General features: G+C 38.6%; 18 protein-coding genes. 2 read left to right on the top strand and 16 right to left on the bottom strand.

Features of this window, described 5'->3' with window-relative positions:
- Nucleotides 1-18: 18 nt before the first annotated feature.
- Nucleotides 19-393: a hypothetical protein gene (locus ACSSV9_RS02485; RefSeq protein WP_437345634.1), complete on the top strand. Its 375-nt coding sequence runs from the start codon at nucleotides 19-21 to the stop codon at nucleotides 391-393.
- Here the strand turns inward: ACSSV9_RS02485 and ACSSV9_RS02480 are convergent.
- The 16 genes from ACSSV9_RS02480 to ACSSV9_RS02405 all read right to left on the bottom strand — a co-directional run bounded on the left by ACSSV9_RS02480 (nucleotide 390) and on the right by ACSSV9_RS02405 (nucleotide 12,716).
- Entirely contained in the window at nucleotides 390-887 is a 498-nt protein-coding gene (locus ACSSV9_RS02480) for a hypothetical protein (protein WP_437345633.1), read from the bottom strand. The genes ACSSV9_RS02485 and ACSSV9_RS02480 overlap by 4 nt on opposite strands.
- Before the next feature lie 70 nt (nucleotides 888-957).
- Entirely contained in the window at nucleotides 958-1,350 is a 393-nt protein-coding gene (locus ACSSV9_RS02475; protein ID WP_437345632.1) for a M67 family metallopeptidase, read from the bottom strand.
- 1 nt (nucleotide 1,351) lies between these two features.
- A complete protein-coding gene (locus ACSSV9_RS02470; protein ID WP_437345631.1) occupies nucleotides 1,352-1,579 on the bottom strand; it encodes a sulfurtransferase TusA family protein in 228 nt (75 codons plus the stop codon).
- On the bottom strand, nucleotides 1,576-2,055 hold the full coding sequence (locus ACSSV9_RS02465; RefSeq protein WP_437345630.1) for a DsrE/DsrF/DrsH-like family protein: 480 nt from the start codon (nucleotides 2,053-2,055) through the stop codon (nucleotides 1,576-1,578). The genes ACSSV9_RS02470 and ACSSV9_RS02465 overlap by 4 nt, the downstream gene beginning before the upstream one ends.
- Before the next feature lie 11 nt (nucleotides 2,056-2,066).
- Nucleotides 2,067-2,867: a HesA/MoeB/ThiF family protein gene (locus tag ACSSV9_RS02460; RefSeq protein ID WP_437345629.1), complete on the bottom strand. Its 801-nt coding sequence runs from the start codon at nucleotides 2,865-2,867 to the stop codon at nucleotides 2,067-2,069.
- Nucleotides 2,868-2,876: 9 nt separating this feature from the next.
- Nucleotides 2,877-4,112, bottom strand: coding sequence for an O-acetylhomoserine aminocarboxypropyltransferase/cysteine synthase family protein (locus ACSSV9_RS02455; RefSeq protein WP_437345628.1), 1,236 nt, complete (start codon nucleotides 4,110-4,112; stop codon nucleotides 2,877-2,879).
- On the bottom strand, nucleotides 4,102-4,320 hold the full coding sequence (gene thiS / locus ACSSV9_RS02450) for a sulfur carrier protein ThiS (RefSeq protein ID WP_437345627.1): 219 nt from the start codon (nucleotides 4,318-4,320) through the stop codon (nucleotides 4,102-4,104). The genes ACSSV9_RS02455 and thiS overlap by 11 nt, the downstream gene beginning before the upstream one ends.
- A complete protein-coding gene (gene cysK / locus ACSSV9_RS02445) occupies nucleotides 4,295-5,257 on the bottom strand; it encodes a cysteine synthase A (RefSeq protein WP_437345626.1) in 963 nt (320 codons plus the stop codon). Before cysK ends, thiS begins: the two co-directional genes overlap by 26 nt.
- On the bottom strand, nucleotides 5,254-5,694 hold the full coding sequence (locus tag ACSSV9_RS02440; RefSeq protein WP_437345625.1) for an RrF2 family transcriptional regulator: 441 nt from the start codon (nucleotides 5,692-5,694) through the stop codon (nucleotides 5,254-5,256). The genes cysK and ACSSV9_RS02440 overlap by 4 nt, the downstream gene beginning before the upstream one ends.
- A 56-nt stretch (nucleotides 5,695-5,750) precedes the next feature.
- On the bottom strand, nucleotides 5,751-6,005 hold the full coding sequence (locus tag ACSSV9_RS02435; protein ID WP_437345624.1) for a sulfurtransferase TusA family protein: 255 nt from the start codon (nucleotides 6,003-6,005) through the stop codon (nucleotides 5,751-5,753).
- Nucleotides 5,995-8,187: a nitrite/sulfite reductase gene (locus ACSSV9_RS02430; protein ID WP_437345623.1), complete on the bottom strand. Its 2,193-nt coding sequence runs from the start codon at nucleotides 8,185-8,187 to the stop codon at nucleotides 5,995-5,997. The genes ACSSV9_RS02435 and ACSSV9_RS02430 overlap by 11 nt, the downstream gene beginning before the upstream one ends.
- A gap of 13 nt (nucleotides 8,188-8,200) precedes the next feature.
- Nucleotides 8,201-9,490 carry a uroporphyrinogen-III C-methyltransferase gene (gene cobA, locus ACSSV9_RS02425; protein ID WP_437345622.1) on the bottom strand — a complete coding sequence of 430 codons (1,290 nt, stop codon included), beginning with the start codon at nucleotides 9,488-9,490 and terminating at the stop codon, nucleotides 8,201-8,203.
- Nucleotides 9,483-10,862, bottom strand: a complete 1,380-nt coding sequence (locus ACSSV9_RS02420) for a sulfate adenylyltransferase subunit 1 (RefSeq protein WP_437345621.1) — start codon at nucleotides 10,860-10,862, stop codon at nucleotides 9,483-9,485. Before ACSSV9_RS02420 ends, cobA begins: the two co-directional genes overlap by 8 nt.
- 25 nt (nucleotides 10,863-10,887) lie before the next feature.
- Nucleotides 10,888-11,769 (bottom strand): sulfate adenylyltransferase subunit CysD, encoded by an 882-nt coding sequence (gene cysD, locus ACSSV9_RS02415; RefSeq protein ID WP_437345620.1) that lies wholly within the window; start codon nucleotides 11,767-11,769, stop codon nucleotides 10,888-10,890.
- Complete coding sequence (locus tag ACSSV9_RS02410) at nucleotides 11,769-12,482, bottom strand: phosphoadenylyl-sulfate reductase (RefSeq protein WP_437345619.1); 714 nt, start codon at nucleotides 12,480-12,482, stop codon at nucleotides 11,769-11,771. Before ACSSV9_RS02410 ends, cysD begins: the two co-directional genes overlap by 1 nt.
- A gap of 9 nt (nucleotides 12,483-12,491) precedes the next feature.
- A complete protein-coding gene (locus ACSSV9_RS02405) occupies nucleotides 12,492-12,716 on the bottom strand; it encodes a DUF2061 domain-containing protein (protein ID WP_437345618.1) in 225 nt (74 codons plus the stop codon).
- A gap of 515 nt (nucleotides 12,717-13,231) precedes the next feature.
- Between ACSSV9_RS02405 and ACSSV9_RS02400 the strand changes: the two genes are divergently transcribed.
- Nucleotides 13,232-14,116, top strand: a complete 885-nt coding sequence (locus ACSSV9_RS02400) for a cation diffusion facilitator family transporter (RefSeq protein ID WP_437345617.1) — start codon at nucleotides 13,232-13,234, stop codon at nucleotides 14,114-14,116.
- The last annotated feature ends 53 nt before the right edge of the window (nucleotides 14,117-14,169 follow it).

The raw sequence follows: 14,169 nt of genomic DNA, 5'->3' as shown, positions 1-14,169 counted from the left end.
TAATAAAATAAAAAAACTATGGAACCTGTATCGGGGAATAAATTTTTTCTTAGTACGCTTTTTGCACAATTGAAATCCGAAACATCGCGAACCGACAGCAATTCTATTTCACCGGATTCTGCTGAAATTTCAAATACAGCAAGAGTTTTCGATAAGCTTGATAAATTCTTAAATCTCGGCAGGAAGGATAGACTTGATCTCAGTGATCTGAATGCAGCCGAGAAAGAAGAATTTATGAAAATGCTCGCCTCTCTAATTAAACGGGGTGTAGTGGGATACGAGATACTGGAGATTAACGGTAAACCGGAAAAACATTATATAATAAATCAAATTGGGAACGAAAGAACCTACGGCGCAAAGCTATACAAAAAGAAAGGATACTACGATAATTAAGCGGATAAATTCACAAGAGTGCCGGGGTCTTTTACGTATCCAGCGCGGTAGGTCTTCTTGACGATTCTCTGAAGGTAGGTAAGTGGTTTTTGTGTGTCCGAATTAAATTCATATTTATCATTTGTAACAATGTAAAATTCAAAATTTTCTTTCGTCTCAACTACCTCTTCCTCTTCGGATTGAAATCCTTTGTTGAACGAGAAATATCTTTCTAATTTTTTCTTGTTGATTTTAACCGTATTGTTAAAAATTTGAGTGCCTTCGAGCGGGCGTGCTATTGGCGAGTTTTCTCTGAATCTTAATTCTTCAGATTTCCTCTCATCAGAGTTTTCCGTTATTGTTTTGCTAACTTCTTCGGGAATAAAATATTTATGAAAGGAATCATATTGAGCGTCTTTTTGCAACTGGCTGATTGTGCGTATATTATTGGGGTCGAGTTTTGTATTAACATACTCGTGCAAAGGATGTATCGTTATGTTTGCGCTTATGTTCATACATATCCCTTTTTCACACTCAATATTAAATTATGAGACAAATTAAGTCAAGTGTGGCTTATGATTTAAATCATACTTCACGAATAGGAATTTCAATTACATTTTTGTTTTTATCGACTTTAAAACACCTCATCGTATTGTCCCTGACCGAAAATATTATGTAATTTATTTCTGTATCGTTTGCCAGACGAATATCCTCTTGCGACATTCGAGCGGGAGTATCCGGATGAGAATGATATACGGCAATAAGACTTTCGGCGCGGCTTCGAGCATATTTAACGGCTTGAAACTGCTCTTTCGGGTCGAACGAGAAGTGCTCGCTGGACTTATCTGTATTAGTCATTTTTATTATATCGCTTACTACGCAGTCTTTTCCTGTCAGGTATCCACAGGCTTCAATCGGATAATCTTGTTTGGCATGTTCGATTATCTTTTCAATGATCTGTCTGGGTATTTGAAGCATATCATCCCTTTTGAATTGTCACGAGATAGATATCGTCTTGAATGTGTTTTATTTCGATCACTTTATTTCCCTGTTCTTCGGCTGTACGAGGCACGTTTTCCAAAGGCTCGCCTTCTTTAAGAATTACTTCGAGTATCTCGCCGCTCGAAAGTTTTTCTAATTCAAGCTTCGTTTTTACAAAGGTCATCGGACAATGGTCTTTGGTTATGTCGAGTTTATATTTTTTCATATAAATAAAATTTCTCCGTCTTCTGATAAATTTAGAAATTTAGCTACACCCAGGACTTCTTTTATTTCGGGAATGAAGTCTTCCTTTTTCAAACCCAGAATATTCATCGACATTTCACAGGCATAAAAATTTGCTTTTAATTGAATAGCAGCGTTTATAAGTTCATTAAGAGTAGCAACGTTTCTTTTTTTCATCATTCCGGTCATAATTTTAGGACTGATACCGGCGAAGTTAAATCTGCTGAGGGGTAGGTTCTTAAAACCTCCCATCAGAAAATTAAAGGCTCTCGCAAGAAAACCTTTGCCGATTGCGCTTCTGCCTTTCTTTTGTTTGATTGTATTTAAGCCCCAGAATGTAAAGAAAAGGTTGACTTCGTAATTAACTGCGGCAGCTCCAGAAGCTATTGTAAAAGCTGCAATAGCTCTGTCGAAGTCGCCGCTGAAAAGAACTATTGATATTTTCTTTTTATTAGCCATTTCCCTGTTCCTCACTTTAAATCGCACGCTGGTTGTTCGTAATCAGTAAGTACGGTAATAGTCGGATTTTCTCCACAGAGCGGGCAATTTTTATTTTTGTTGAGTTTAACTTCTCTGAAACTTCCTTTGAGAGCATTGAATGTAAGGAGTCGATTGGTCAATAAATCTCCAGCACCGATTAGATATTTTAGCGTTTCAACTGCTTGAATGCTTCCGATAACACCTGCCACAGCGCCTAGAATGCCGGCTTCACTACATGTTGGCACTACACCCTTGGGAGGTGGTTCTTTGAAAATACATCTGTAACACATGCTGCCTGGAATATGTGTGAAGGTTTGTCCTTCGAATCGAAGTATGCCCGCATGTGAAAAAGATTTTCCGTGCATAACACATGCATCGTTAATTAAAAATTTAGTAGGAAAATTGTCTGTTCCGTCGATAATGAAGTCGTAGTCTTTGATAATTTCTTCGATGTTTGTAGAATCGAGTCTGACCTTGTGAGGAATTACTTTTACATCCGGATTGATACGAGAAATTTTTTCAGCAGCGGATTCTACTTTTGATCTGTTCAGATCGTCTGTAAAATGGATAACCTGTCGCTGGAGATTACTCAGGTCGACAACGTCGCTGTCGATAATCCCGAGTGTTCCTACTCCTGCTGCAGCAAGGTAGAGAAGTAAGGGAGAACCGAGTCCACCAGCACCAATGACAAGTACTCTCGAATTGAGTAACTTTTCCTGTCCTTTTCCCCCTACTTCTTTTAGAATTATGTTCCTGCTATATCGATATATTTGTTCTTCTGTGAAATTCATTTTATCCTCTTAAATTTTGTCGAGTGCATTGCTGAAGTCTTCAATTATGTCGTCAATATTTTCAATACCAACAGAAATCCGAACTAAGGACGATGTAACACCTGCATTCTCTTTTTCTTCCTGACTGCAATTTGAATAGATTGTAGACTCAGGATGAATAATGAGAGTGCGACAGTCTCCAAGATTGGCAGAATTCTTTGTGTATTTAAGATTATCAATTAAACGAAAACAATCTTCTTTTGTATTTAACTCAATTGTAATTAATCCTCCGAATCGATTATTAAACTGGTTCTTGCCCAATTGATAGTATCTATTATCTTTAAGCCCGGGATAATTAACCGATTTAATTTTATGATGTTTCAATAAAAATTCAGCAAGTTTCGAGGCATTAAAACAATGTTTTTCCACTCTTAAAGCTAAAGTCTCCAGTCCCAGAAGGTGAAAAAATACATTTTGTGGAGCAGGTGCGAAGCCAAAATTTTGATATACTTTTGAACGAGCTGCCGCTATAAATGCAAAGGAGCCAGCCTTTTCGATAAGCGATTTTATTTTAGGTGATGGATGTAACTCCCAATTATAATTCCCAGTATCAATTAAAATACCGCCAACTGCCGTACCATTTCCGGTAATAAACTTAGTAGCAGAGTGAATTATTACGTCGGCCCCATATTCTTTTGCACGCCATAAATAAGGCGTGGTTAATGTGTTGTCTGTTACAACAGGAAGATTATATTTATGTCCAAGATCAGAAACTTTTTTGAGGTCATAAATTTCAAGTTTCGGATTGCTGATCGATTCAAGAAATATTAGGCGTGTTTTGTCGTTTATAGATTTCTCGATTTCAGCTGGTGAATTGAAGTCAGCGTATTTTACATTAATACCAGAGTAATTTAAAATTTCATTAAAGAAAATATAGGTGCCTCCGAAAAGAGACTTTGAAGCAACGATTTCACTACCATTTTCGGCAAGAGTAAAAATCACTGTAGCAATGGCAGACATTCCAGAAGAAGTAGCTATAGCTCCAATGCCATCTTCGAGTGCATTCATTCTGAGTTCGAAAGTTGTTATTGTTGGATTAGTAATTCGCGAATAGAGATAACCGAACTGTCTGCCTTGAAACACACTTGCAATATCGCTTGCCGTTTCGTAAGCAAACGAAGCACTTTGATAAATCGGGACTTGTGTGGCACCAGTTTTTTCAATTAATAATTTCCCGGCATGAATTGCCGCAGTTTCAAAATTCAATTTTACCTCCACCCATAAAGTAAAGAAATTCAATTACATCAGAATCTTGCAGTTCGGTAGAGTCGTATTTTTCTCTGTCAAGTATTTCGCCATTTAACTCGACAGAAACCATCTCGGGCATTTCTACGTTTTTAAGTTTTAGAAGTTCAGAGACGGTTAATTTATCTTTCTCTATATTTTCATTATTGCCGTTGATTGTCAGTTTCATAATTTACTCCATTGTTATTAGAAAAGAATGAGAGCGATAAATATCTTTCACCTGTATCCGGGAAAATAACTACGATTAATTTGTCCTTGTTTTCGGGCAATTCAGCAAGCTTTAGCGCTGCATACATTGCGGCACCGCTCGATATGCCAGCAAGAATTCCTTCCTCGGCAATTATTCTTTTGCTCGTTCGAATTGCTTCTTCGTTCTTGACCTGTATTATTTCGTCGATAATTTCAGTGTTGAGCACTTCGGGTATAAATCCTGCACCAATACCCTGTATCATATGAGGTCCGGGTTTACCACCAGATAAAACCGGAGAACTCGCAGGTTCAACAGCTACAATTTTTATCTCTGGTTTTTTAGATTTTAGAATTTCTGCCACACCAGTAATTGTGCCGCCAGTTCCAACACCAGCGACAAAAATATCAACTTTACCGTCGGTATCGTTCCAGATTTCAAGCGCAGTAGTACGACGGTGAATTTCCGGATTTGCATTGTTGCGGAATTGATACGGCATAAAAGCGTCTGGATACTTCTTGAGTAACTCCTCAGCTTTTTCTATCGAACCGCTCATGCCTTTTTCGGCAGGAGTAAGAATAACTTCCGCTCCGAATAGTTCAAGTATTTTTCTTCTTTCAATACTCATGCTTTCCGGCATGGTAATGATTACTCTATAACCTTTTGCGGCTGCGACGTATGCCAGAGCTAATCCTGTATTTCCTGATGTTGGTTCGATTATCAAACTACCAGGTTTTAAAATTCCTTTATCTTCGGCATCTTCGATCATAGCCAGTCCAATTCTGTCTTTAACCGAGCCTCCAGGATTAAAGGCTTCCAGCTTGGCTGCCACCCGTGCATATGCATTCTGTGTAATTTTATTTATATATACAAGCGGTGTTTTGCCAACTAACTTTGTAATGTTTTCAGCTATTTTCATATTTCAAATGAAATCGCTTTTGTATTATGCTTTGTGTAATCTTCGAGTAAGTCGTTAAGATTTATGTTTCTTAAATAGTCTTCTATATTCGAGCGTAAACCTACCCACATATTCTCTACTGGACAGTAATTATCCGACCTCGAGACTTCTGAAATCAATAAATCGCCTTCCAGCACTTTGACCACATTTAGCATATTGATTTCCGAAGGTTGCCGTGCAAGAAGATATCCGCCATTTGTACCTCTAAATGATTTAATCAAGCCTGCACCTTTAAGTGTAATTATCAATTTACTCAAATATTTTTCAGATATTTTTTGTTTTACGGCGATATCTTTTATTGTTACCGGCACATTTTCTCCCCTTGTTGTATTTGCATTAGCTATTGCAATTTCTAACAAAATTTTGACTCCATAACGACTGCGTGTTGAAAGTTTCATATACACTACCATTTTAATCTTATTGGTAGCAATTATACCTAATTACTAAATTAAAGTCAACCTTGTGCCTCTTTTTTGACGATTATTTTCCATTGATTCTCGTTAAATTTTTCTTTTTTCGTAATTTCATGCCCATCCTGCTGTAGGGAGAGAGGAACATTTTTAATCGGTTGGCCATCGTCGAGAATTATTTCAAGATATTCGCCAGCTTGAATTTCTTCGAGTTTTAATTTTGCTTTTAAATAATTTATAGGGCAAGCAACTCCACTTAAATCCAGGATGTGAGTTGAAGTGTTGAGTTCAGTTTTCATAATGAACTTCTCCTTCTATTTTTGCGCATTGTTGTATTTTAAGGTTTGGTTGAAGACGAACGAAAGATTTATCGCAATCGTATACGAAATCTTTCGAATATTTTAATAATTCAGTAATATCTGCATTGGAATTGCTTTTCCATTGGTAATATCTGTTTTTGAGGTCGCTCCAATCGTTGCAGAGCCATTTTCTGGGCACAATTCTGGCAATAAATTCATTAAGAATTTCGTCTTCGTTTTCAGAGTCGATACCGTCGAGAAAAACAAACATTCTGGAAGAAAGCAATAGCGCTTCGAGACATTTATTGCGTGCACTGTCGATGTCGCCAATTTTAATGTAGTCTTCAGCTTCGTAAATATAGCGTATCGAATCGAAGAGGTTTATTGCCATCAAGTCGAGCAGGCTACCGGCACATTCTCCTCTGCTTTCGGCTTCCATTTTGAAATCTTCCTCGAAGCCAGGCTCTTTATATATATCGTTTGACAGGTTTTGAGATGCCATGTATGTTGCGAGAATTTTTCTGAATGGCTCGAATCCCATTCTTTCGACGAATTCGTAAAATTGCTCATTATTCTTTTTATTTTCTTCCCAGAGTTTTACAACTTTCGAAACGAATTCATGGGCAAACCTTGCAGGTATTTTGCCGATAACTTTACCAATTTTACCGATATGAATATTTCCGCCTAAAAGAACAACGTAATGTGGTGCGAGTCGATCGCCGCTTTTAATCGAGGCGCCGTAGAGACCGATATCGCCGATATGATGCTGGCCACACGAATTTGGACAACCAGAAATGTGAATACGCAAACCGCCAAGTTCCTCGTTGTTCTTTCCAATATCCTGTGCCAGATTGTAAGGGTGGGTCACTGCTAGTCTACACGAAAAAGCTCCCGGGCACGAGACAATGTTGCGAGTTGAACCCGAAGCTTTTTTGAAAAACGACCTTTCATTGAGAAAATTATACGCATCATAAATTAATTCCTTATTTATCCAGGGAATTAAAATATTTTGTGTAGGTGTGAATATACCATAACCGCTTCCATATCTATCAGATAGTTCAGCGATTGTATTGAATTCCTCAGGTGTAAGATTACCGAGCTCTGGTTTAATTAATAGCGCCAGATAGCCGTCCTGACGCTGCTCAATAATTCCTTCGGCAAAGAGATTCCAGTTGCCACTCTCCGGCAGTTCATTAAATTCTCGTATGATAGGGCTGGATATTTTTCTGTTATTTGGGAAACTGTCTTCTCTTCCGTTTTTTGTAGGCGATGGGAGAGGAAAGTTTTCAATGTATTTTTTTAAATCGCTGTCGATCTTTCGGATTTTTTTGAGTAAGTCCAGCTCGGCAAATACCTTTTCCTGAAAATTTTCGAAACCAATTCTGGATATAAAGAATTTCATTCGTGCTTTATTACGATTTTCTCTTTCTGGTCGTCCGTGTCTGTGAAAGATTCGTAGTGCTGATTCTATTAACAGATAGAATTTGACTTCATCTATAAAATCGGTCAATAAATGGCCGGTCATCGGCACGGCTCCGAGTCCTCCACCGGCATAAACTTTGAAGCCTCGTTTGCCATTAACAACTTGTGCAATTGCTCCGATATCGTGCATCCGGGCGTATGCAAAGTCGGCCTCGCTTTCCGAAAAGGAGATCTTAAATTTACGCGGTAGTGTCGAAGATAGCGGGTGACGCAGGAAGTAACGAGTGCAGTAGAGAGCGTAAGGTACTATATCAAAAATTTCGTCTGGATTTATACCGCTGAGATAAGAAGCTGTAATATTGCGAATGCTATTGCCGCAAGCTTCCCGTGTGGTAATTCCAACTTTTGCCAATCGTCTTAGCAACGAGGGAATATTTTCTAAAGACACATAATGAAGTTGAATGTCCTGTCGTGTCGTGATATGGGCATGGCCAGATGCGGCATAATCTTGCGTCAGCTCGGCAATCGTTTTCATTTGTTCTGAAAGAATGAATCCGCCGGGGATTTTAATCCGTTGCATATGAATTCCCTCGTCATGGTGTCTTACGCCGTAAGTACCAAAAACGAGACGGAAGCTTTTGAATCTCTCCGGGTGAATTTTTTTATCGAGGAAGTTCTGAATAACTGTTTCGTATTCCTCTATTTCTTTGTAGATATCATAACCGCGATTGATATCAATTTTATCCAGCACATTATTCATTATCTTTCTCCTTTCATGCTTGTTGATTGATTAACTCGCTTACAGAATATCGAGGCAAGATCCGAGATAGGTTAACAACATCACCAAAAACCAGCATTGACGGTGAAGAAGCTTCTTTTGCAAGACTTTCTAATTCCAATATGGTTCCGATGGCCACACTTTGATTTGGTCTGCCAGCATTAGATATAACAGCAACGGGAGTGAAATCGTCTACAGATTTTATTCTTGCATAAGCAGAAATTTTATCGGCGTAAGTTACTCCCATTAGCACAATTGTTGTGTGATTTTTTCTTTTTAGTAGATCGATCCAGGAATAATCGAATTCGCCTCCTTTGAGATGACCTGTAACTATTGACACAGAGGAGGAAAAATTACGTGCAGTCGGTGGAATACCTGCAAGTAGCGGAGCAGCAGTTACAGACGAAATGCCAGGAACTACTTCTACGTCAATATTATTATTAATCAGATAAAGTGCTTCTTCACTACCCCTTCCGAATATGTAAGGGTCTCCATTCTTGAGGCGTCCGACATGTTTTCCTTCGGAGGCCAATTTTACCAGTAATTGATTTATTTCTTCCTGAGTCATTGAATGGTCTCCTTTCGACTTGCCCGCATAAATTTTTTCAACCCTATCAGGAAGAATGGAGAGGATCTCGTCGGAGACAAGATTGTCATAAACTGCTACATCAATTTCTTTTTTTAAAATATGGTACGCTTTTACTGTGAGAAGTTCGCCCCCCCCGATTCCGCAACCTACAATAAAAACTTTTCCAAACAAACGTAGCGTTTCGGCTTTTGTCGATTCAATATCAATTATGCCTTCAATACGCTCGTTTAATTTTTTTTCTGCCAGTTGTTCGAGTTTATTTGGTAAATACTCCTTTATTTTATCTCGAACTACCTGGGTCAAAGTTGGACTTGCACCATCGCTCGAAACAGCAATTTTCAGGTTTTTGTAGAGTAGAAGTGAAGAAAAATAAAAGTCACACTCTTCGGGTACGTCTACCGTATTGAGTAAAAAGAAACGTTCTTCTTTCAATTCTTTCAGCAGGCGATTAACTTCTTTATTTCCCGTTGCATCGATTATGATATTAAATCCCTCAGCGTCATCCTTTGTAAATGATTTTATTTTACGATTGAATTTCATATTCTTTAACTCATCGCAAAATTTCTCTGCTATAACAAAAAAATCGATATTATTCTGGAGGAGTACGGTTATCTTTTGCAAGGCAACTATGCCTCCTCCGATTAATAATATACGGGGGTTACGTAGTAGTATTGGCAACGAATTTATCTTATACATGTATGCCCCTTTCGTTCTGGTTTTTAATGATGTTTATTTCCCAGTGTGGAAAATATTTTTTAATCAAATTGTAGAGTTCGATTTCGAATTGAGTATAATCAGGTTGTAGATGAATATCACTTGTAGGCAACGATTCAGTTATAATACCGCCTCCGGCTATATCGTAGTCTTCCACGATTACAAATCGACCGGTGTCCTTAATTTCATTACTTAAATCGAAAGCCACGGGTTTAAGAGTGTTTAAAATCACTGTAGCAACTTCGTGTCGATTAACATTTTCAGGATTTGTGTTTATTCTGAGAGTAGAGGCATCAAGTGATGTTTCGATTTTTTCAATAAAGAGTTCTGATTTAAATGTGCCCAGTTTGATTTTATATTTTTTCCCGATAGTTAATTTATTTTTACCCATCCAGAAGATATTGGCTTTAAAACGATTGCTAACGGATGGAAGTTTTTCCCCCTTTTTGCATATCAATTCGCCGTTTTTAATATAGAGTTCCGAAGTAATAGTAAGGCCAATTGCCATTCCAGCTTCGGCGCTATTAACGTCTTCTTTGCCAAATATTTCAATCGATTTAACGTTGCTTGTTTTGCCTGATGGGAGAAAGATAATTTCGTCGCCGCGTTCAATTCTGCCTGAATTAATTGTGCCAGCAATTATTCTTCTGTTGTCGTTTTTTTCTGTGAATTTATAAACGCCCTGTACGAACATTCGGAAGCTGTTTTCCGGATCCGACCGAGAGCACTTAAAGTCGTCAATTAAATCGATTATTGTTTTTCCCCTGTACCAGGGTGTACGATCTGAATGCGCAATTAAATTAATCCCTTCGCGTGCCGAGACCGGAACGTAAGCAACTGGCGTTATTCCAATTTCAGTCAGGAAAATGGAGTAATTAGTTTTTATGTTCTCGAAAACATCTCGACTGTAATTTACCAGATCCATTTTGTTAACAGCGACGACAATTTGATTGATACCGAGCATGGATAGCATATAAGCATGCCGTCGCGAGTTTTCGGCAATGCCTTCCTGAGCGTCGATCGTTAGAATGGCCGCATCGGCTCTGGAAGCTCCACTGACCATATTTTTCAGAAATTCAATATGACCCGGGGCATCGATAATTATATATTCGCGTTTGCTTGTTTTGAAAAAGACTCTTGCAGTATCAATAGTAATTCCTTGTGCCTGTTCGTCTTTAAGAGCGTCGAGCAAAAAAGCGTATTCGAAAGGTTTGGAATTGAGCTGACACGTGCGTTTTACTTGTTCAAGTTTTCCCTCGGGCAATGAGTTGGTATCTGATAGGAGTCGCCCGATTAAAGTGCTCTTGCCGTGGTCCACATGGCCTACGAAAACGATATTCATTCTTTCTTTCATTTAAAAACCTCTGTTGATTTATTTATTACATATATCCGGAGCGGCGCAGTTCTTCAAGTGTACCACCTCCGTCTTTATCCTGCTGCCGCCCTGAGCGTTCGGCTATATTTGCGAATTTACCTGAACGTAACTCTTCTATAATTTCGTCAACGTTCTTTGCCTGAGATTCAACTGGCTTGGTGCACGGATAGCAACCTAGTGACCTGTAACGCATTCCGAAACCATTGTCGAAGTAAAGAGAAACTACGGGAATATTTTCCCTTCGAATGTATTCCCAGATATTCAATTCCGTCCAGTCAAGCAGGGGATGAATACGAACATGTGTACCGGGTGCAAATTCAGTTTTGAACTGATTCCAGAATTCAGGCGGCTGGTCGCCTATATCCCAGTCGCTGTTTTTGTCGCGCGGAGAAAAATATCTCTCCTTTGAACGACTGCCTTCTTCATCAGAACGGACGCCAACTATAACGCCTGTGTAAGCCTCTGTATTCTCGTCTTCAACAAAAGCGCCGGTGGAATGGTCTAATTTAAGTCGTTTCCATTTGCCCGATAATGTATTTATCAAAGCTTCGGTTTTTAATAACTGGCAGCATGTAATTCTGTCCACACTCCCGTCGGGAAATGTTTTTTTGCTTTTAAGAGCTTCGGTGTTTTGACCTACGATAAGATTGAATCCCAGCTCTTTTGCAAGACGATTTCTGTATTCGATCATCTCCGGAATTTTAAATGAAGTGTCGATATGAACCAGTGGAAACGGCAAATGACCGAAAAAGGCTTTCCGTGCTATATGTAAGAGAACGGTGCTGTCTTTTCCGATTGACCAGAGCATTGCGAGATTTTTAAATTCGCGGTAGGCTTCACGGAATATATAAATGCTGTGCGCTTCAAGTTTGTCGATGTAATCCATTATTGATTCTCCCGTTGTTTTATGTGTAATCCGCATTCTTTTGTCTCGGGGTGCTCCCACCACCATCTGCCTGCACGCGTCTCCTCGCCAGGCTGAATCGGTCGAGTGCAGGGCTCGCAGCCTATACTTGTGTATCCTTTTTCGTAAAGGCTATTGTATGGTATATTCTGAGTACGGATATAATTCCAAACTTCGGTTTCACTCCAGTTGTAAAGCGGGTTAATTTTGATTACTCCATGTAGATTGTCCTCCTCGACCAGTTCGATATTTTTACGCGTAATCGACTGTTCTCTTCGAAGACCGGTAATCCAGACCATTGCATTTCTTAAGGCTCTTGAGAGAGGCTCCAGTTTTCTAATACTACAGCAATATTTACGCAAGTCCACGCTTTTATAAAAAAGATTAACGCCGTGACGAAAAACCATCTCTTCGACTTTGTTGTAATCAGGGAAATAGATTTTAATATCTATGTTGTAATGCTCGCGTGTAAGTTCTAATGTTTTGTATGTGGCCTCGTGCAATCTGCCCGTATCTAATGTGAATATGTTGGGCTTCGGGGTTATTTTTGTGAGCATATCGGTAATTACCTGATCTTCAATGCTGAAGCTTGTCGAAAAAACAACCCGGTTTCCATAACTTTCAATTAATTTTTTTAATACAGAAAACGCGTCGAGATTATTTAAGTTTTCTGCAAGAATTTCTTTTCCTTTCATAATATGCTCCTAAATGTGATATTCGGGTTCTGATTTTTTCCCAATATTTATTTTGTTCCATAGTCTTTCGTGGATGAAGTAGAGAATCATTTTTGTAAAAATTTCAATACCACCTATTGAAGCTGCAGTCTCGATACTACCTGTTATCAAGTATGATATAAGCATCGTATCGATTGTGCCTGTAATGCGCCACGAGATCGATTTAATTATACTCCTGTATGGTTTTTCATACATAGACTACTCCCGATTAACGGACTAAATCCTCGATAGTAAAATAGTTCTAAAGTGCTGGTGTGTTTATGGGACTAACAACAACAAGAACAAGCGCAGTGAGCTTGCATAAGGTAGGGCATGGAAGGGCTGGAAAATGAATGCTTTCTTAAAGACAGATATTTACTCTTGCGCTTATGTAATATTTTCGTTCTCATTTTATTGCTCCTCGATTGATATTAAAAAAAAAGCCCTTCGAGTGCGAAGGGCTTTATTTATAAAATTTTATCGGCATAAAACTTATATCATACCCTCCGCCTCGAAGTCGTGAGGTTCATCATACAACAAGCACAACAAAAATTATTTTTTTGGGGTACTGACATGTTACATTGCCTGATTTTGAGGGCAAACATAATAATAATAAGATATTGTGTCAAGTATAAATTTGAATTTATTTCTAAAATAGATAAAATTTCTTTATATAGAATAAATCGATATAAAGCTTTAATTAATAAAGCCAAAGCATTAGAAGTGATCAAGTGGTAGAAACAAAAACTGAAACAATAAAGGAAAAAAAGAATGTAGCGCTACTGTCGGTACTGGCGGCGTTGATGCTCACAGCTTTTAAGATAATCGTCGGCATGATGACAGGCAGTCTCGGCATTTTATCCGAAGCGCTTCATTCGGCGCTCGATTTAATTGCTGCAGGTATTACGTATCTGGCAGTTAATATTTCAGATAAACCGGCGGACGAAAAACATCATTACGGGCATGGTAAAATCGAAAACTATTCGGCGCTGATCGAAACCCTTCTTTTATTCATTACAAGTTTCTGGATAATTTATGAAGCTATACGACGACTTATTACGAACGAAGTCGAAATTGAAGTTAATGTCTGGGCTTTCCTTGTAGTGATTACTTCAATAGTGGTCGACATATCGCGTTCGAGGGCATTGAGAAGAGCGGCGGTCAAACACAACAGCCAGGCGCTTGAAGCAGATGCTCTCCATTTTTCAACCGATATATGGAGTTCGGCAGTAGTACTGATCGGTTTAACGGGGGCTTCGTTTAATTTCTTTTATACTGATGCTGTTGCTGGATTAGCGGTGGCAATCATTATTTTAGGAGTAAGTTACCGACTTGGCAAACGTTCTTTCGATGCCTTGATCGACAAAGCTCCGGAAGGACTGTACGAAAAAATTTATCAAATCGTAAACAGTCTACCCGAAGTTATCGAGTCGCACGATATTAAAATTAGAGAATCGGGTCCTTATAGATTTGTCGATATAAATATTCATGTTAAAAGGAACTTGAGTATTGGCGAAGCGCACGATATTTCTCACAAAGTAGAGAAAGCTATTATGAAAGAAGTGAAAAACATTACAGTAATGGTACACGCAGAACCAGAAGGGCATTCCGATTGAGGAACTTACTTATTTAGTTATACGTTATCGCAAATTGGTATAGTTGACTAATA

This window comes from Melioribacter sulfuriphilus, from assembly GCF_051488685.1.
Classification (GTDB): domain Bacteria; phylum Bacteroidota; class Ignavibacteria; order Ignavibacteriales; family Melioribacteraceae; genus Melioribacter.
The sequence above is the reverse complement of the archived record's forward strand: the minus strand, read 5'-3'. Positions and strand labels throughout refer to the sequence as shown.